Annotated in this window: 16 protein-coding genes; 11 read left to right on the forward strand and 5 right to left on the reverse strand. The window is 63.4% G+C overall.

Features of this window, described 5'->3' with window-relative positions; all coding sequences use genetic code 11:
* Positions 1–41 precede the first annotated feature (41 nt).
* The 3 genes from M0D66_RS24145 to M0D66_RS24155 all read left to right on the forward strand — a co-directional run bounded on the left by M0D66_RS24145 (position 42) and on the right by M0D66_RS24155 (position 4,360).
* Positions 42–1,589, forward strand: a complete 1,548-nt coding sequence (locus tag M0D66_RS24145) for an MDR family MFS transporter (protein WP_266211733.1) — start codon at positions 42–44, stop codon at positions 1,587–1,589.
* 440 nt (positions 1,590–2,029) lie between these two features.
* Positions 2,030–3,037, forward strand: coding sequence for a hypothetical protein (locus tag M0D66_RS24150; protein WP_266211734.1), 1,008 nt, complete (start codon positions 2,030–2,032; stop codon positions 3,035–3,037).
* 249 nt (positions 3,038–3,286) lie between these two features.
* Entirely contained in the window at positions 3,287–4,360 is a 1,074-nt protein-coding gene (locus tag M0D66_RS24155) for a TAXI family TRAP transporter solute-binding subunit (protein WP_266211735.1), read from the forward strand.
* A 24-nt stretch (positions 4,361–4,384) separates the two neighbouring features.
* Here M0D66_RS24155 and M0D66_RS24160 read toward each other — a convergent pair whose 3' ends face one another.
* A complete protein-coding gene (locus M0D66_RS24160; RefSeq protein WP_266211736.1) occupies positions 4,385–5,824 on the reverse strand; it encodes a PLP-dependent aminotransferase family protein in 1,440 nt (479 codons plus the stop codon).
* 116 nt (positions 5,825–5,940) lie between these two features.
* Between M0D66_RS24160 and M0D66_RS24165 the strand changes: the two genes are divergently transcribed.
* Together M0D66_RS24165 and sapR are read left to right on the forward strand one after the other, a co-directional pair.
* On the forward strand, positions 5,941–6,828 hold the full coding sequence (locus tag M0D66_RS24165) for a DMT family transporter (RefSeq protein ID WP_200619758.1): 888 nt from the start codon (positions 5,941–5,943) through the stop codon (positions 6,826–6,828).
* A gap of 116 nt (positions 6,829–6,944) precedes the next feature.
* Positions 6,945–7,850: a sap1 transcriptional regulator SapR gene (gene sapR, locus M0D66_RS24170; protein ID WP_256457893.1), complete on the forward strand. Its 906-nt coding sequence runs from the start codon at positions 6,945–6,947 to the stop codon at positions 7,848–7,850.
* A 69-nt stretch (positions 7,851–7,919) separates the two neighbouring features.
* Here sapR and M0D66_RS24175 read toward each other — a convergent pair whose 3' ends face one another.
* The 4 genes from M0D66_RS24175 to M0D66_RS24190 are packed head-to-tail and all read right to left on the reverse strand — an operon-like array spanning position 7,920 to position 12,610.
* Positions 7,920–8,660: an ABC transporter ATP-binding protein gene (locus M0D66_RS24175; protein WP_266211737.1), complete on the reverse strand. Its 741-nt coding sequence runs from the start codon at positions 8,658–8,660 to the stop codon at positions 7,920–7,922.
* An 18-nt stretch (positions 8,661–8,678) separates the two neighbouring features.
* Complete coding sequence (locus M0D66_RS24180; RefSeq protein ID WP_093638339.1) at positions 8,679–9,521, reverse strand: ABC transporter ATP-binding protein; 843 nt, start codon at positions 9,519–9,521, stop codon at positions 8,679–8,681.
* 10 nt (positions 9,522–9,531) lie between these two features.
* Positions 9,532–11,355, reverse strand: a complete 1,824-nt coding sequence (locus M0D66_RS24185; protein WP_266211738.1) for an ABC transporter permease — start codon at positions 11,353–11,355, stop codon at positions 9,532–9,534.
* Between the two features lie 58 nt (positions 11,356–11,413).
* Positions 11,414–12,610, reverse strand: a complete 1,197-nt coding sequence (locus tag M0D66_RS24190) for an ABC transporter substrate-binding protein (protein ID WP_266211739.1) — start codon at positions 12,608–12,610, stop codon at positions 11,414–11,416.
* A gap of 350 nt (positions 12,611–12,960) precedes the next feature.
* On the opposite strand from M0D66_RS24190, the gene M0D66_RS24195 reads away from it, so the two are divergent.
* From M0D66_RS24195 to M0D66_RS24220, 6 genes are all read left to right on the forward strand, one after another.
* The gene (locus M0D66_RS24195) at positions 12,961–13,947 is read left to right on the forward strand and encodes a LysR family transcriptional regulator (protein ID WP_266211740.1); all 987 of its coding nucleotides are present in this window, start codon (positions 12,961–12,963) and stop codon (positions 13,945–13,947) included.
* Positions 13,944–15,434 carry an NAD(P)-binding domain-containing protein gene (locus tag M0D66_RS24200; RefSeq protein ID WP_266211741.1) on the forward strand — a complete coding sequence of 497 codons (1,491 nt, stop codon included), beginning with the start codon at positions 13,944–13,946 and terminating at the stop codon, positions 15,432–15,434. Before M0D66_RS24195 ends, M0D66_RS24200 begins: the two co-directional genes overlap by 4 nt.
* Positions 15,435–15,449: 15 nt before the next feature.
* On the forward strand, positions 15,450–15,992 hold the full coding sequence (locus M0D66_RS24205; protein WP_266211742.1) for a CMD domain protein: 543 nt from the start codon (positions 15,450–15,452) through the stop codon (positions 15,990–15,992).
* Entirely contained in the window at positions 15,989–16,600 is a 612-nt protein-coding gene (locus M0D66_RS24210; RefSeq protein ID WP_266211743.1) for a peroxidase-related enzyme, read from the forward strand. The genes M0D66_RS24205 and M0D66_RS24210 overlap by 4 nt, the downstream gene beginning before the upstream one ends.
* 55 nt (positions 16,601–16,655) lie before the next feature.
* Complete coding sequence (locus M0D66_RS24215; protein ID WP_200653737.1) at positions 16,656–16,934, forward strand: hypothetical protein; 279 nt, start codon at positions 16,656–16,658, stop codon at positions 16,932–16,934.
* Positions 16,935–17,158: 224 nt separating this feature from the next.
* Positions 17,159–17,749: a GNAT family N-acetyltransferase gene (locus tag M0D66_RS24220; protein WP_200653736.1), complete on the forward strand. Its 591-nt coding sequence runs from the start codon at positions 17,159–17,161 to the stop codon at positions 17,747–17,749.
* The last annotated feature ends 6 nt before the right edge of the window (positions 17,750–17,755 follow it).

Consider the following 17,755-nt stretch of genomic DNA (forward strand, 5'->3'; position numbering starts at 1 on the left):
ATATTAATCTCCGAATTAATTAATTTCAACACCTTGGCGCCATGGACCAAACGACAACGACTCAACCCGCCGGGCTAATGCTGGCGGATGCGCAGCCAGATGTGCAGTCCGGCCAGCAGGCAAATGACCACCCGCCGATCCGCCTGCTGTTTCCGGCGCTCCTGCTGGTCATGCTGCTCGCCGCGCTCGATCAGACGATCGTCTCGACCGCACTGCCGACCATCGTCGGTGAACTCGGCGGGCTCAACAATCTCTCGTGGGTGGTGACCGCCTACCTGCTCAGCTCGACTATCGTCGTGCCGCTGTACGGCAAATTCGGCGATCTGTTCGGCCGCAAGATCGTGCTGCAAACCGCGATCGTCGTGTTCCTCGTCGGCTCCGCGCTGTGCGGTGTCGCCCAGAACATGACCCAGCTGATCGTGCTGCGAGCGCTGCAAGGGCTCGGCGGCGGCGGTCTGCTAGTCGTGACGATGGCCGCCATCGCGGACGTAATTCCGCCGGCTGAGCGCGGCCGCTTCCAGGGTGTATTCGGTGGCGTATTCGGTCTCGCGACGGTAGTCGGGCCCCTGCTCGGCGGCTTTCTCGTCGAGCATCTGTCATGGCGCTGGATTTTCTACATCAACCTGCCGCTCGGCCTCATCTCGCTGGCTGTGATCGGTGCGGTCTTCAAGCCGCACGTGCAGCACGTGAAGCACACCATCGACTACATGGGCGCCGCGTTTCTCGCCGGCGCACTCACCTGCATCATCCTGTTCACGAGCCAGGGCGGCACGATCCTGCCGTGGTCGTCGCCGCAATTGTGGTTCACGCTGGGGATGGGGCTGGTGGCGATCTGGGGCTTCATCCACGAGGAGCGCACTGCCGTCGAACCGATCATGCCGCTCGAACTCTTCAAACAGCGCACGTTTTTGCTGAGCAGTCTGATCGGCTTCATCATCGGCGTGTCGCTGTTCGGCTCGGTCACGTTCCTGCCGCTGTATCTGCAAGTGGTCAAAGGCTCGACGCCCACGGAAGCCGGCATTCAAATGCTGCCGATGATGGGCGGCCTGTTCGTGATGTCGATGGTGACCGGACGCGTAATCAGCAAGATCGGCAAGTACCGCATGTTTCCGATCGCCGGCACGTTTCTCGTGGCCGTCGCGATGGTGCTGCTCGCGCGCCTGCAGATCGACACGCCCATTCGTGTGATGTATATCGACATGGGCATTCTCGGCTTCGGTCTCGGCATGGTGATGCAGGTGCTGATTCTCGCCGTGCAAAATACGGTCGAGTTCAAGCACATGGGTGTCGCTACTTCGGGCGCGACGCTGTTCCGTTCAATCGGCGGCTCGATCGGCGTGGCCGCTTTTGGCGCGGTGTTTTCGAACGGCCTTGCCGCGCGACTGGAAAAACTGATTCCGGCGGACACCGAATTGCCGCACGCGCTCGGACCGGCGGCCATCCACCAGTTGCCCGAAGCGTTGCGCAGCGACTATCTGCAAGCGTTTGCCGGCGCGTTGCACACGGTGTATCTCTCAGCGGCCTGCGTTGTCGTGCTGGCCTTTGCGCTCGCGTGGCTTCTGAAGGATCATCCGCTGCGCAAGCACTGATTTCGCATCTCCCGTTTCCAGTGGGTGTTTTCTGCAAGCGCTTGATGACGAGGTCGAACGCTACGCGCTTCGACCTCGTTTTGCTTTCATCGCCGCCATTTCGTTCTGCCAATTCCGCCAACGCGCCATCGTTGTCGACGCCTGCTCACAGCAACTTCGCAAACCGTGTGAAAAAAACAGACAGTCTGTTCGTTCTGCCGACATATGCACTGTTTCGTCGTACCTACAAATGCGCTCTGGCGCGCATAAAGTAGGTAAGAACGTCGATTGACGTTCTCATCGAAACGCCACATATTGCATTTAGCGGCACCGCAAGCGAGGACTTGCGTCCGAAGGTTCTCCAGCGCATGTGGATCGTGGTTTCCGCGGACATTACTCCTGCCTCAACACGATCTGGAGCATGCCGTAACGGCACTGTTTTCCACAGGTGGGTCCACAGTATGTCCACCCAGACAATACTCGGCCATAGTTTCCCGACGCCCTGCAAACGCTGCGGTGGTGCGCTGTACCGGCAAGTCGACTATTGCCCGTATTGTGGCGCCGTGCATCCGCTTGACGCCGGGCCGCACAAGCGTGTCGTGATTCCCGGCAGCCGCGCCAGTGCCGTCAGCAAGACAGCGCAGAAAAACGGCTTCGATCCGACACAGCCGGCTGAAATCGACCTCGCCGTGCCGACTGCGGTCACCGACGAAGCCGCGCCTATAGAGTCCCCGATAGAAGCGCCGGCACTCGTGCCTGAGGACGAGCCGATTCCGCCGCTCACCGATCTGAAGTATTCTGCGGACCGCAGCGCGTTCCCGATACGCCGGGTGCTGCTCGCGATCGTGGCGATTGGCGCAATCGGACTAGCGTATGTCGCCTTTACACTATTCAGCGACGACCACGAATCGCGGAACGGCAATACCGAGCAGACGGCGGACAATCCTCAGGACGCCAGAACGGCGACCGGCACGATTGCGCCGTACGCACCGGCTCAGCCAACGAATCAGGCCGCCGCGGTTAAGCCCGCTATCCCCAGCAATGCCGCCAATCCCGCCAAGGCAGCACCGACAATCCTGACCACGCCCGTCGCGCCGCCGTTGCCCCCAGAGCCTGTAAAACCAGCAGCGCCGCAGTTCCGCGATGCCGCACAAGCGCTGCAGGCAGCGCGTCTGGCGTTCCGCGCCAACGACCTCTCCGCGGCACAAGCGGCGCTTGGCACGGCGCAAACGCTGCAGCCCGGCAACGCCGACGCACAAAGCCTGCTGACCGAATTGAAGCCACTCGCCGCGCGCCGCGACGCCGCGTTGCAGGCCGCACAACTGTGCGCCTCGCAGCAGTCGTGGAGTTGCGCGCGCCAGCACGCCAATGAGGCGCTCGCGATCGACACCGGCAACGACACCGCGAAAACGATCCTTGCACGCGTGATTCACGAGACAGGTTGGGCACCGCTCAAGCCACATGCGTAGACCGGCATTCCAGCGAGCGAAAAAGTTTGGATACCGAATTTCATGGCCGTTCGCACGTTCGATTTGTCTGACTGACCGCATGAATCGTGGCACGCCCGATTGCACTGGCGTTTCACTTTCCCTCTGAGCGGCAACAGACGGACATAGCGGGCGCCATCCATTGAACATGAGAAGGCAAGCCGGCTCACCGGTGCTTCGCGCGCGCCGACGCGAGAGGCAGTTCAACCCTGACCGATAGGTAGATAAACCATGCTGAAGAGACTTCTAACGGGATGGCTAGGGCTGCTGCTGATGATCATGTCTTCGTTTGCAGGCGCCGAGGCCGCGCACTACAAGATCGTCACCGGCCCGGAACGCGGCACGTACATTCAGATCGGCCAGGATCTGTCGAAGTGGGTGGCGCAGCCGGCCGGCATCGACCTGGAAGTGATGGCGTCGAAAGGTTCGGCTGAGAATGTGCAGCGCATGCGCTTCGAGCCGGGCGTCAAGCTCGCACTAGTGCAGTCCGACGTGTATCAGGCCTACATCGACATGGCCAACGCGGGCAATGCCGACGCGGGTACGGCAATCCGGCCGCTACGGCTCATCATGCCGCTCTACGACGAGGAAATTAACGTCGTGGTGCGCGCGGACTCGCCGATGAAAACCTTCGCCGACATCAAGGACAAGAGCATCAGCGTGGGCCTGCTCGGCAGCGGCACTGCTCAAACGGCCACGACGCTCTATCACCTGATGTTCGGACAGGCGATTCCGGAGCAGAACGTCCAGCACCTGAGCAACGAAGATGCGCTGGCCGCATTGATCGTCAAGAAGGTGGACGTGGCGATCATCGTGGTCGGGCAGCCGGCGAAACTGTTCAACGACATGAATCCCGAGCTGCTGCAACAGATCCGCCCGCTGAAGGTTGATCCCAACGCGCCCGAAACCACCCGTGCAAAGCAGACGTATTTTCCCACGACACTCCGCGCGACCAGTTATCCGAACTGGCTGAAGGAAGATGTCCCAACGCTGACGGTCAAGGCCTTCCTCGTCACTTACGATTACGGTCTGCGCGATACCGTCGGCAATCTGAATCACTTTGCGGACTCGCTGTGCGCCAACTTCGACAATCTGCAGGAGCATGGGCATCCGAAGTGGAAGCAGGTGAAGCTCGAATTGCCACCTCTCGTGCGCGGATGGAAATACTACGGGCCGGTAGAAAAACATCTGCGCGCGTGTCTCGCGAACAAGAGCGCGGGGATCAGCGCGGCGGCCGCGCAAGCCGCGCAGAAACCACGCTCTTCCTGCACGGATCAGGAGCGTCTGCTCTTGCTGTGTAAATAACGTTGCGTGGCGAGGCGCGCGCGTTCAGGCGTGCGCCTTCGATGCAGCCGACACGTCTATCGCCCGTTGCAGCGCCTCGTACACCTTCGGCCGGTTGCATTGCGACACGTTAAAGCGCAAAAAGCCGGCCGCCGATTGCGACGCGCTGAACACATTGCCCGGCGCGAACACCACACTCTCGGCTAATGCGTGACGCGCGATATCGGCGGCGTCGAGCGCATCGGGCAAGCGCGCCCACACGAATATCCCACCGCGTGGCCGCGTCCACACTTCAAGGCCGGCATAGCCCAGCCGTCTGATCGTCTCCCCCATGGCGTCCGCGAGCTTCGCGCGCATCGATTCCAGATGCCGCCGGTAGGTGCCATCCACCAGCAAACGATGCACGACGCTCGCCGCAAGCTGACCGTTGCCGAACGTGGTGGCCAGCTTCAGGTCGACGAGCGGTTCGATCCATTCGCTGCGCGCCGCGATGTAGCCGCAGCGCACGGCCGCGGACAAGGTCTTCGAAAAGCTGCCGATCGAGACGACCCGCGCGAGACCGTCGAACGCCGCAAGGCGCGGCGCGGGTTCGTCTTCGAAGTCAGCAAAGATATCGTCTTCGATGATCAGCAGATTGTGCTCACCCGCCAGTTTCAGCAGCCGATGCGCAATGGCCGGCGCAAGCGTCGCGCCGGTCGGATTGTGGATCGCGGAATTGGTCACGTAGAGCCGCGGGCGGTGCTCGATCAGCGCCCGCTCGAATGCCGCCAGATCCGGACCCGACGGCGTATAAGGCACACCGACGATGCGGACGCGATGCGCGCGCAGCAGCGCCTGGAAGTTGAAGTAGCAGGGATCGTCGATCAGGACCGTGTCGCCGGGTTCGAGCAGAAAGCGGCAGACGAGATCGAGCGCGTGCGTGCCGCCGTCGGTCAGCACGATCTGCTCGGGCGGCGCGTCCACGCCGTGCTGTGCAAGCCGCCAGGCGAGTTGCTGGCGGAGCGCGGGCAGACCGAGCGGGCTCGCATAGTCGGCGAGCGGCGACTGCGGATCGCGCGCCACGGCACGCAACGCGCGGCGCACGCCGTCTTCCGGCAGCCATGAAGGCGGCATCCACCCGCAGCCCGGCTTGAACACCTTCGCACCGGCCTCCAGCGACTGCCGCGTGAGCCACAGCGGATCGACCTCGCGATCCAGCCGCGGCCCGAGATCGGCGAGCGCAAGCGGGGGCGCATGGCCGGACACGAAAAAGCCGGAACCACGCCGCGCCACGATCACCCCTTCCGCGACCAGCCGGTCGTACGCTTCTACCACGGTCGACTTCGACACGCCGAGCGTCTCCGTCATCACGCGGATCGAGGGCACGCGCGCCCCCGGCATCAACGAACGGCTTGCGATGCGCTCGCGCAAGCTGTCCATCACCGTGCCGACCCGCGTGCCGGCTGGCGCGCCCGAGGCCGCCCGGTTGGTATCGCTTTCCGCCATCTGTACTGCTCCATGTTCGGTACAGTTTGTACGAATTGTACTGATCCGTAGCTTACCCTTTGCAGCGCGAAAGCGGATGCTGTAGGTTCCATTTTCAATGCGCATGGACTCTTTCGATGGACAAGACAACGAACGGCTGGGTGAGCGGCATGGTGGGCGTGTTGATTTTCAGCGGCTCGCTACCCGCCACCCGCATCGCCGTACAAGGCTTCGATCCGGTGTTTCTGACGATGGCCCGCGCGACCATCGCGGGCACGTTGGGTCTGTTGCTTCTGCTCGTGTTTCGCGAGGCTCGGCCCGCGAAGCGCGACCTCGTCCCGCTGGTGATCGTCGCGCTCGGCGTGGTGGTCGGCTTTCCGCTCCTGACCGCCCTCGCGCTGCGCCACGTGAGCGCCGCGCACGCCGTGGTGTTCGTCGGGCTGCTCCCGCTATCCACCGCGATCTTCGGCGTGCTGCGCGGCGGCGAGCGCCCGCAGCCGGCGTTCTGGCTGTTCTCGGCGCTCGGCAGCGGCGCGGTGGTCGCGTTCGCCTTGCGCCACGGCCTCGACGCGTCGCCACTCGGCGATGCGCTGATGCTCGCGGCGATCGTCGTCTGCGGCCTGGGTTATGCCGAAGGCGCGCGGCTGTCGCGCCATCTCGGCGGCTGGCAGGTGATTTCGTGGGCGCTGGTGCTGTCACTGCCGGTGATGCTGCCGCTCGCCTGGTGGGCGCGGCCTGCATCGTTTGAAGGGGTGAGCCATGCGGCGCTGTGGGGACTCGCGTACGTGTCGCTCTTCAGCATGCTGATCGGCTTCGTGTTCTGGTATCGCGGACTGGCGCTCGGCGGCATCGCGGGGGTCGGGCAACTGCAATTGCTGCAGCCGTTCTTCGGCCTGCTGCTCGCCGGTTTGCTGCTGCACGAACAGGTGCCGCTCGCGATGGTCCTGGTGACCGTCGTGGTGGTCGCGTGTGTAGCCGGCGCGCGGCACTTCTCGCGGAGCGCGCCCGTGCGGCCGGCCGTCTGACCGGTGTCTCGCCCGCGTGTGCGTGCGTTCCCTGATTTTGGGACCGCGCGGGGTCGACTGTCGGATGAATATGTCATCATCTCGATAATCGATCCACCACTCGCGCCGCGACTACGATGCCGACCGCATTTGCACAAACCGTCGAAGCCCGCTTTGCCGAACTCACGCCCACCTCCAAGCGCGTTGCCAGTTACATGCTGGCGAATCTCGACCGGCTCGGCCTCGAAAACGCCGACCAGATTGCCCAGCAAGCCGGCACCAGCGGCATCTCCGTGGGCCGGTTCTTGCGCAGCATCGGCTACCAGAACCTGGACGACCTGAAGCGCGAGTTGCGCGGCACGCAGGAGCGTCCGTGGCTAATCACCGACCGGCTCGACGCATTTCGCCGCACCTCCGGCCAACATGACGAAGCCACACCGGCCGCAAGCGGGCCTGATATTGCCAACCCCGCCCCCAACCCTGCTCTCGCCCACTCGCTCGAACTCGAAATCGGCGCGATCCAGCATGTCTACCAGCTTGCGCAATCGCCGGTGTTTGCCCGCGTGGCCGAACGCATTTCGAACGCTGACGCCGTGTATATCCTCGGTATTCAGTCCACGCGCGGCATCAGCAACGCGTTCTACAGCTACCTGGAGTACATCCGTCCACGCGTGTTCTATTCGGACGGCATGTCGGGCTCCTATGTCGATTCGCTGAACTCCGAGTTCAAGTCACCGTATCTGATCGTCACCGATACGCGCGCCTATTCGATGATCGCGCGCCGCTATTGCGAGGCGGCCACGCGCCGTGGGCTACCCTTTGCGCTCGTCACCGATATTTACTGTCCGTGGGCGCGCGAATTCGATGGTGATCTTTTGCAGGTGAAGACCGATGTCGGTCAGTTCTGGGACTCGCTGGCGCCGCTCACGTGCCTGTTCAATCTGCTGATTTCGGCGATTGTCGAACGGCTCGGCCCGGGCATCGACGAGCGCGTGGCACGCAACCGCGAACTGCAAAGCGAATTCGACCAGTTCGACCTTTGAGGCCGCGTTTGCGGAAAGCCACGTGATTGACGATCGGCTTACCGGCGGCCTCCGCGCTTCGCAATCGGATCAGGACGCGGTCGTCGCCGCGGCTTCCCCACCGAGATACGCGTCACGGATCCGCTCATCGCCGAGCAGGGACTCCGCCGTGCCTTCGAGCACGACGCGGCCGGTCTGCAACACGTAGCCGTAGTGCGCGATTTCCAGCGCGAGGCTGGCGTTCTGCTCGACCATGAAGAACGTCACGCCTTGCTTATTGATCGTGTCGATCAGTTCAAGCACTTTATCGACGTAGAGCGGTGACAAACCCATCGTGGGTTCGTCCATGCAGATCAGTTTCGGCCGGCTCATCAGCGCGCGCGCCATGGCCAGCATCTGCTGTTCGCCACCCGAGAGCGTGCCCGCCTTTTGCACAAGGCGTTCTTTCACGCGCGGGAACAGGCCCAGCACGCGCTCATAGTCTTCGTCGATGGCAACACGGTCGCGCCGTGTGTATGCGCCCATCAGCAGATTCTCACGTACCGTCATGTCGCCGAACAGCCGCCGCGCCTCGGGTACGGACCCAACACCGCGCCGTACGATCTGCGGTGTACTGAGTCCTGTAATCGCCTCACCTTCGAACGTTATGCTGCCGGAGCGCGGCTTGTGCAGACCGAGAATCAGCTTCATGGTGGTCGATTTGCCGCTCGCGTTGCCGCCGAGCAAACTCACGATCTGCCCGCGCCGCACTTGAAAATTGACGTCGAAATGCACCTGCACGGGACCGTAAAACGTCTCGATGTGTTCGAGTTTCAGTAGAGCGTCGCTCATCGTCGATGTTCCAGAAGTTCAGGCCGCGACGCGCACAGCCGCCGCGCCGCCGACATTGCGATGACCCAGATACGCCTCGATCACACGCGGATCGTTGCGCACGTCGCGCGGCAACCCTTCAGCGATTTTCCCGCCGTTGTCGAGCACGATCACGCGATCCGATAGCCGCATCACCATGTCGAGCTTGTGTTCGATTAGCAGAATGGTCAGCCCGCGCGCTTTCAGTTGCTGGATCAGCACCAGCATCTCGGCGGTTTCGGATTCATTCATGCCAGCCGTCGGCTCGTCGAGCAGCAGGATGCGCGGATGCAAGGCAAGCGCGCGGGCGATCTCGACGCGTCGGCGGTTCGCATACGACAGGCTGTGCGCCGGATGATCGATACGCGGCGCGAGGCGCTCGCCAAACCCGGCGATGATCTCGCGCACTTCGTCGCGTAACGCCGCGTCTTCACGCCGGATCGAAGCGGGCCCGATCAGTGCACGCGCGACTTCGGCAATAGCGCCGACAATCGGCCAGCCCGTACGGGTAGCGCGCAAGCGTGCATGCGCGCCGATCAGCACGTTGTCGAGCACGCTCAGATTGCCGAATACGCGGCCATGTTGAAACGTGCGTGCAAGTCCGAGCGCGGCGAGCTTTTCCGGCCGCACGCCGGTGATGTCACGGCCGTCGAATTGCACGCTGCCCGCGTCTGGCGTATCGAGCCCGGTGATCAGATTGAACAGCGTCGACTTGCCCGCGCCGTTCGGCCCGATCACGCTGACGAGTTCGCCTTCCGCAATCGAAAGATCGACGCCGTTCACCGCGGTCAATCCACCGAAGCGCCGTGTCACGCCGCGCACGTCGAGAAGGGTCTGTGTCATGTGCGCTCCGTCATGCCGTTCCCAGCAAACCCTGCGGCCTGAACCGCACCAGCAGCAGCAACACCAGGCCGTAGATCAACATCCGATAGTCTGCCGCCCAGCGGAAAATCTCCGGCAGGCCGATCAGCGCGACCGCGCCGACAATGCCGCCCAGCACGTTACCGAGGCCACCGAGAATCACCATCGTCAAGGCGAGGATGGACACTTGCGAGTCGAAAGTCTGGTTGTTGATGTAGCTATACAGATGCGCCGCAATCCCACCGCTGATGCCGGCCGCCAGTCCACCGAACGCAAACGCGATCGCCTTGTAGCGGTTCGGGCGAATCCCATGCGAGCGCGCGGCGACTTCGTCTTCGCGAATCGCCCGCAGCGTGCGGCCCAGATGCGAGCTCAACAGCCGCGTTTGCAAAAGCGCCAGCACGATCAGCACGCCCAGCGCGAACCAGTAGATCGCACGCGCGCTGTCGGGCGTCCAGCCGAACACCGACAACGGCGCAATGCCCGCGATGCCGAGCGGGCCGCGCGTCAAACTATCCCAGTTGAGGATCACAAGGCTCACCACTTCGCCGATGCCGAGCGTCGCAATCGACACGTAGTGGCCGCGCAAACGGAACGCCGGATAGACCAGCAGCGTACCGAGCGCGGCGGTGATCAGACCGGCGCAGAAGATCGTCACGACCGGCGACCAGCCGAGATTCGTCGACAGCAACGCAGACGCGTACGCGCCGATCACCAGCAACGCGGCATGGCCAAGCGAAATCTGCCCAACCGTACCCGCTACCAGCGTCAGACTCAACGCCAACATTCCGTACAGCCAGGCATTGGTGAGCGTTTGCAGGAGATAGGACGAACTGGCGACGAACGGCAGCGCAACCGCAGCCAGCGCCAGCGCAATCACCACGGCACGCGGCACTTTCACCGCTTTGCCCGCCGACAGGAACGTGCCCGTCATCGGCTCGGGCGGCAAACGGCGGCTGCCGCTAAAGAGTCCATTGGGACGCCACACCAGAAACAGCAACAGCAAAACGAACGCGAACAGATCGCGGTAACTGGTGCCGAAGATCGCCACGCCATAACTCTCGACCAGACCCAGCAGCAGGCTGCCGACAATCGCGCCCGGCACGTTGCCCAGACCGCCGATCAGCAACGCCACCACGCCTTTGAGCGTAGCCTGGAAACCCATCGCCGGATCGATGCTGTTGTAGTACATGCCGACCAGCAAGCCGCTCACACCGCCGAGCGCGCACGCAATCGCAAACACCGCCTGATTGACGCCGTTGACGTTGACGCCCATCTGCTGCGCCGCGTCCCGGTCCTGCGCAGTGGCGCGTACGGCCCAACCGAGACGCGTGAAACGCAGGAACACATAGAGCACGGCAGCCGCCGTCACGCCGATGCCTGCGATCAGCAGATCCAGCGAACCGATCGTTGCGCCGCCGAGGCGAAAGTGCCAATCGGGCAGCGTGCTCGGCACCGGCCGCGGATCGGCGCCGAACAGCAGCTGCGCGCATTGATCGAGCACGAAGCTGATACCGATCGTCGCGAGTAGCGGCGCGATGCGTGCCGCGCCCTGCAGCGGCCGCAAGCCAATGCGCTCGATCGCGATGCCCAGCAGCCCGCAGCCGACCACCACCGCCAGCAAGGCCAGCGGCAACGGCAAACCGAGCCGCGTCAGGCACAGCCAGCCGATGAAGCTGCCGATCATGTACACCGAGCCGTGCGCAAAGTTGATCAGATGCGACACGCCAAAAATCAGCGCGAGGCCAACCGCCAGCAATGCATAGATATTGCCGACGATCAGTCCGTTGATCGTGTAGTCGAGCCATGAAGCCATAGCATTCAGATCCGGTGAGAAGCAGACACGTGAGCGTTGCTTGTGCGTTGCCCAGGCGTTATTTGGAAGCGATCTGCGGCTTAGCACCGTCCCATTGCGTGAACTGATTGTCCTTGACGACCAGGTACACGCTGCGCGCACCGGCCACACGGCGCGTCTGCGGATCGAACTGCACCTTGCCGAAGATCAGGCTCGGCACGTCCTTGATCTGCTTCAGGCCGTCATGCACTGCCTGACGGGTCACGCCGTAGCGGCGCATGACTTCCGCCGAAACGATCATCGCGTCGTAAGCGCGCGCGGCGAAGGTATCGGGCTCGCCGCTGTACTTCGTGCGATAACGCTGCACGAAGTCCTGCACTTCAGGCCGCTTGTCGCCGGGGAAGAAATTCGATTCGGTGAATACGCCGTTCACGGCCTCGCCGCCGAGTTCAAGAAACTTCGGCGAATAGACCGAACCCACTGCCGCGATCGGTTGCGTCAAACCCGACGAACGCGCCTGGCGCACGATTTGCGCTCCATCCGCGTAGTACGAGATCAGCACGAGCGAATCGGGCTTCGCTTCGTTCACGCGCACCAGCGTCGCGCGGAAATCCTTTTCGGTCGGCTGATAGCCCTCCGCCGCGACAACCTGTGCGCCATCCTGCGTGGCCGCTTTCGCGAAAATGTCCTTGCTGGTGCGGCCCCAGTCGGTATTCAGATAGAGCACGGCGATACGCTTGAAGCCGAGCTCTTTCGTCGCGTAGTGCGCGAGCAGCGGTTGCTCTTCGGCTTGACTCAGTGCAGTGCTCCACATGTAGTCGCCACCCTTGGTGAAGTCGGGGTGCGAATTGGTGAAGCCGAATTGCACGAGTTGTGCCCGCTGATAAATCGGCGAAGCAGCCATCGAGGTCGTGCTAGACAGGTCACCCAGCTCCAGCAGAATGCGCGGATCGCCGACGAACTTCTGCGCGATCGACACGGCCTGGCGCGGGTCGCCACGGCTGTCCTCGAAGTCATAGGCAAGCGGGCGACCCTTGATGCCGCCCTGGCTGTTGATCTGCTCCAGCGCGAGATCGAAGCCGCGCTTCCACTGCGTGCCGTATTGCGCGTCCTGTCCGGTCAGCGGTCCGCTCACGCCAATGAGATACGGCTCGCCCGTTGCGGCGCCGGCGTAGGCCGGCGAGGTTGCTGCGATGCCCACTACTGCTGCGAGCATCGGCAGCGTTTTCAGCCAGCGTGACCAGTTGGTCCGCGACGATTTGGATTCGTGTTTCATGTTTGCCCCGCCTGTCAGCTTCAAAGTGGGGCCATGTAACCACGGTGAATTCCGGCGAACCAACGAAGTTTTGGGAATATGGTTATCACGTAGGAAAGGATGCCGCCGCTCGCTCGCGGCAACGCGACGAGCCCGTGTTCACGCTCATGCGCAGGCACACCGTGGTATCTCATTGACGCAACTGACTTTTCTCTCTTCCGACACGCGCCATATGAAACAAAATCCGCGCCGCCACGCCCTCGTCCGCGAATCCGCTTCGCATTTTTTCGGCTGTCGATATCGGAATTCATTATATAAATCCCGCATTCAGACGACCCTACAATGCGCAGACCGAATTGCCAGGGCGAGTCATGGAGCTGCATCAACTCGAAGCATTTTCGGCGGTTATGTCCGCCGGCAGCATCACCGGTGCGGGACGTTTGCTCGAACGCTCGCAGCCGGCCGTCACGCGTCAGATTCAGGAGCTCGAGGCGGATCTCGGCTATGCGCTGTTCAATCGCAACGGTCCGCGTGTGACGCCGACGCATCGCGCATTTCTGCTTTACGAAGAAGTCGAGCGTTCGCTGATCGGGCTGAAGACCATCGAGCAACGGGCACGCGCCATCGGCCTCGACGAAGCGGAACCATTGCGCGTGGCGGCCACGCCCGCGCTGGCGGCGTCGATCGTGCCGCCCGCCATCGCTTCGCTGCCGCCGCTCGGCCACGCACCGCAATTCCAGTTACGCAGTTTGTCGGCGGAACACGTCGTGCATGAAGTCCTGACCCGTACCGCGGATATCGGTCTGGTGACGCTGCCGATTGGGCATGCTGGACTCGACATCCACTGGATCGCCGAAGCGCCCTGCGTGGCGCTCGTGCAGAGCGGCGATCCGCTAGCCACGCAGCCGAGCATTGCGCTGCGCGATCTGGCGGACCGGCGCATCGTCACCGTGGCGAACCGCTTTCGGTTGCGGCATCGGATCGACGCAGCGTTCGCGGCTGCGCGCATTTCCGCTGACGTGTTTCTCGAAACCAATGCCTCGCTAAACGCAGTGATGGCCGCTCGCGCGGGCGCCGGTGTCGCGATCGTGGATCCGGCCACCGGACTCGGTCTGTCTATCGAAGGTGTAACGGCGCGGCCGCTCGACTGCGCGATTCCGTTCTTCTTCGGCGTCGCGACGCCCGCAGGCAAACCACGCCGCGCGGCCGTCGACGCATTGCTGCGAGCCATCGAGCACGCGACCCGTGAGCTGCTGGAAGGCGTTGTGCTACATCCCGCCCAGCAACACGATGCACTGCTACAGCGCGAAACCCGCGTCTCCCGTGCGCGCACCAAACACCCGGAACACACAGCATGAATCGCCTTGCCGCACTCGAAGCCCGCTTGCGTGAAGATCTGCGCTGGCTGGAATTACCCGCACCCTCGTGGGTCCCGCCGCGTTTCGCCGATGCTGAACGCGTGCTCGATGTCGCCGTGATCGGCGGCGGCATGGCGGGGCTCGCCGCGGCGGCGGAACTGCGCTGGCTCGGCATCGACAATCTGCAGGTGTTCGACCGCGCGCCGTCAGGACGCGAAGGTCCATGGGTATCGTTCGCGCGAATGGAAACGCTGCGCTCGCCCAAGCAACTCACGGGGCCCGCCCTGCGCATGCCGGCCCTCACGTTTCGCGCGTGGTACGAAGCGCAATTCGACAGCGCTGCGTGGGATGCGCTCTACAAGATTCCGCGAACGCAGTGGATGGACTATTTGCGCTGGTATCGCGAGGTGCTCGATCTTCCGGTGCAAAACGACACCACGTTGACCTCGCTACGTCCTCGCGACGATGGCCTGCTTGAACTCGATCTCGCTGATGCGAGCGGGCAGCGCACGGTGCTCGCGCGGCATGTCGTGCTCGCCACCGGACGCGACGGTTTGGGCGGTCCGTCGGTACCTGGTATCGCCAATACGATTGCGCACCGCTACTGGGCGCACTCCGCGGATGCAATCGATTTCGCCGCATTGACCGGCAAGCGTGTCGGTGTCGTCGGCGCGGGTGCGTCCGCCTTCGACAATGCCGCGACCGCGCTCGAAACGGGTACGGCCAGCGTCGATCTGTTTATCCGCCGTGACGATATTCCGCGCGTGAACAAGCTGACGGGCATCGGCAGTCCGGGGCTCGTGCATGGTTTCGCCGATCTCGACGATGCGTCCAAATGGCGTTTCCTGCATTACGCACAGACCGAGCAAACACCACCGCCAAGAGACAGCGTGCTGCGGGTTTCACGCCACGAGGGCGCACGCTTTCACGTCGGCAGCCCAATTGTTGCACTCGATGAACGCGACGGCGCGCTCGCGGTAACGACGCCGAAAGGCCACTACGTGGTCGACTTTCTGATCTTCGCGACCGGCTTTCATTCGGATATCGCCACGCGCGCCGAATTCGCGCCGTTCGCCCGCTTTGTGCGGCGCTGGAAAGACCGCTATCAAGCGGACCCGGCGTTGCCTTCGTACGAACTGGCCGAGTCGCCGGATCTCGGCGCCGCGTTCGCGTTTCAGGAGCGCGAGCCCGGCACGTGTGCCGCGCTGACGCAGATCCATTGCTTCAATCATGCCGCGAGCCTCAGCCACGGCAAGCTCTCCGGCGACATCCCCGCGATCAGCGATGGCGCGCAGCGCCTGGCACGCGGCATCGCAAGCCGCCTGTTCGACGCGGATCGCGAGCGGCACCATCAGGCGCTGCTCGCCTTCGATACGGCTGAGCTGCGCGGGGACGAATGGAGCGATGCGGATGCATCGTCCGACACTTCGCGCGCTCGCCTGCAAGCAGAGAACGCAGCTGAAAACACCGCTGAAAACACCGATTAACCCGCCGGAGCAGACATGACCGACCTCGCTTCACCGACTCAAGCCGCAACGCCCTCTGGCGCTGACACCATCGACACCCTCGCTGGTCTGCAAGCCGGCAGCCCGCTCGCCGCGATCCGCCACGCCCGCGACAAAGTCGCGCTGCACACGCAACGCAGCGAAGACGCGTTGTTCGATCCGGCGTTGCCCGACCTGTCGCTGCAGGAGCGTTTGTTTGCCGCGTGGTATGCCGCGCGCCTCTCGCTCGCCAACGACCTCGCCGATGCCTACGCAGCGAAGCTCATCGCCATTGGCGCACAGCCGACCACATTTGACGCAATCGAAGCAGGCACGCTCGACGCCGCCACCAACGCTCGCCTGATCGCGATCCTCTCGCACGTCAAACTGCTGACGATCAAGCCAGTCGAAGCACGCCCCGAGCATCTGCAAACGCCGCAGCAGGCCGGCATCACGACACGCGGCATCGTCGCACTGTCGCAACTGATTGCGTTCGTCACATATCAATTGCGCGTGGTAGCAGGCCTGAAGGCATTGCGCGCCGCACAGGAGGCAGCATGAGTCAGGTGAACACCAGTGCATCGCCGGTTGATCCGTTCAACGGCTTCACCTTCGATACGCTCGGCTGGCGCCCATGGCTCGACACGGTCAGCCTCGCCGGCGCCACACTGGAGCAGATCGCCGTGCTCGAAGAGAGCCATCCGCACGCCAAGACCTCCGACTACTATCTGCTGCTGGTCCAACAGGCGGAAATTCTGCGGCAGCGCTCCGGGGTCTTCAACGCGATCATGTATGCGCCAGGCGGCCTGCCGCGCGCCGAGCGCGAACTCGCCAGCACCGTGGTGTCGCGCGTGAACGGCTGCGTGTATTGCGCTTCGGTGCATGCACAACGATTCGGCCAGCTCGCGAAGCGGACCGACGCGATCGAACAGGTTTTTGAAGACCCGTCGAGCGCGGGCACGACGGAGCGCGAGCGCGCGATCATCCAGTACGCGATCGAACTGACCGACCACCCTGAGAACGTTGACGCCGCCGCCATCAAGCGGCTAGAAGCCAACGGCCTGACGCAGGCGGAGATTCTCGACCTGACTCACGCTATCGCGATCTTCGCGTGGGCCAACCGGCTGATGCTCACGCTTGGAGAACCCGTGTTTCCGCAAGCCGAATAGGTCACCGGTCGCATTGCGGTATCCTCACGGGCTCGTTCAGAAGGAGGATGCATTCATGAAGTTTTCGATTTGCGTGGCGGTTGCCGCCCTGACGCTGTCCGCCACCGCGTACGCGCAAACCTTTCGCTTCGGCGAAGGCCAGAGCTCGCTGCCGTCCGGCAACGCCCATCCGGCGCCCGCGCCCGGCGCCCAGGCCCAACAGCCGCAACCGGTGCAGGCCCAGCCACAACCGCAACCGGCGGAACAGGCTCCGGCCAAGCCGAAGCACAAGGCAAAGCATCACCGGCATCATCGCGGGCATGTGACGCAGCCGGATACTTACTCGCATAACTGATCGGCGAAACGCATGCCACGTGCATGCGTCTTCACGACGAAAATCCGTAGCGCCCGGCGCAGCCGCATGGCCGGGCGCTGCGCGCCATCCCTCGATCACGCCGCTCACCTATGCATACGCGGATACTGCCTATAGGTCGCGGCGATTTTTGACTCGCTTCAAATTCTCGCCCGCGGCGGGCATAGTGAAACGTATCCTCAGACTCACCGCCGACAGGACCACGTATGAGCACCACCCGCCCCGCCCCCTCCACGCCTCATTCAGCCGACTCCACTGCCTCCGCGCCCTTGATCCGCGACGCCACCGAAGCCGATCTGCCCGCAATCCAGGCGATCTACGCGCACCATGTACTGACCGGCGTCGCTTCATTCGAAGAGATCCCGCCTTCCGTCGACGACCTGCGCACGCGGCTCGCGTCGGTACGCAGTCACGGGCTGCCGTATATGGTGGCCGAGATCGACGGCGAAGTCGCCGGCTATTGTTACGCGACGCCGTACCGGCCGCGCCCCGCCTATCGCAACACGATCGAAGATTCGATCTATGTGAACGATGCCTATCGCGGACGCGGCCTGGGGCGCGTGCTATTGCAGGCGCTGATCGAGCGCTGCGAAACCGGACCGTGGCGGCAAATGGTCGCCGTGATCGCCGACGGCGGCAGCGGCGGTTCGCTGTCTTTGCATACGCAGTTAGGCTTCGAATTGACAGGCACGTTGAAGGCGGTCGGCTTCAAACACGGCCGGTGGCTCGACACCACGCTGATGCAGCGAACGTTGGGCGTGGGCGATTCGACCGTGCCGGATGACGTGGCGCGTTAAAATCCC

The organism is Paraburkholderia sp. SECH2 (assembly GCF_030464795.1).
GTDB lineage: Bacteria > Pseudomonadota > Gammaproteobacteria > Burkholderiales > Burkholderiaceae > Paraburkholderia > Paraburkholderia aspalathi.

What these genes read in the sequence shown, in the direction of transcription:
- M0D66_RS24160 (WP_266211736.1), bottom strand. Translation starts at nt 5,824, where the DNA reads ATGGCGGAAAGCGATACCAACCGGGCGGCCTCGGGCGCGCCAGCCGGC.
- M0D66_RS24185 (WP_266211738.1), bottom strand. Translation starts at nt 11,355, where the DNA reads ATGGCTTCATGGCTCGACTACACGATCAACGGACTGATCGTCGGCAAT.
- M0D66_RS24150 (WP_266211734.1), top strand. Translation starts at nt 2,030, where the DNA reads ATGTCCACCCAGACAATACTCGGCCATAGTTTCCCGACGCCCTGCAAA.
- M0D66_RS24205 (WP_266211742.1), top strand. Translation starts at nt 15,450, where the DNA reads ATGACCGACCTCGCTTCACCGACTCAAGCCGCAACGCCCTCTGGCGCT.
- M0D66_RS24145 (WP_266211733.1), top strand. Translation starts at nt 42, where the DNA reads ATGGACCAAACGACAACGACTCAACCCGCCGGGCTAATGCTGGCGGAT.
- M0D66_RS24165 (WP_200619758.1), top strand. Translation starts at nt 5,941, where the DNA reads ATGGACAAGACAACGAACGGCTGGGTGAGCGGCATGGTGGGCGTGTTG.
- M0D66_RS24180 (WP_093638339.1), bottom strand. Translation starts at nt 9,521, where the DNA reads ATGACACAGACCCTTCTCGACGTGCGCGGCGTGACACGGCGCTTCGGT.
- M0D66_RS24195 (WP_266211740.1), top strand. Translation starts at nt 12,961, where the DNA reads ATGGAGCTGCATCAACTCGAAGCATTTTCGGCGGTTATGTCCGCCGGC.
- M0D66_RS24190 (WP_266211739.1), bottom strand. Translation starts at nt 12,610, where the DNA reads ATGAAACACGAATCCAAATCGTCGCGGACCAACTGGTCACGCTGGCTG.
- sapR (WP_256457893.1), top strand. Translation starts at nt 6,945, where the DNA reads ATGCCGACCGCATTTGCACAAACCGTCGAAGCCCGCTTTGCCGAACTC.
- M0D66_RS24200 (WP_266211741.1), top strand. Translation starts at nt 13,944, where the DNA reads ATGAATCGCCTTGCCGCACTCGAAGCCCGCTTGCGTGAAGATCTGCGC.
- M0D66_RS24215 (WP_200653737.1), top strand. Translation starts at nt 16,656, where the DNA reads ATGAAGTTTTCGATTTGCGTGGCGGTTGCCGCCCTGACGCTGTCCGCC.
- M0D66_RS24210 (WP_266211743.1), top strand. Translation starts at nt 15,989, where the DNA reads ATGAGTCAGGTGAACACCAGTGCATCGCCGGTTGATCCGTTCAACGGC.
- M0D66_RS24175 (WP_266211737.1), bottom strand. Translation starts at nt 8,660, where the DNA reads ATGAGCGACGCTCTACTGAAACTCGAACACATCGAGACGTTTTACGGT.
- M0D66_RS24155 (WP_266211735.1), top strand. Translation starts at nt 3,287, where the DNA reads ATGCTGAAGAGACTTCTAACGGGATGGCTAGGGCTGCTGCTGATGATC.
- M0D66_RS24220 (WP_200653736.1), top strand. Translation starts at nt 17,159, where the DNA reads ATGAGCACCACCCGCCCCGCCCCCTCCACGCCTCATTCAGCCGACTCC.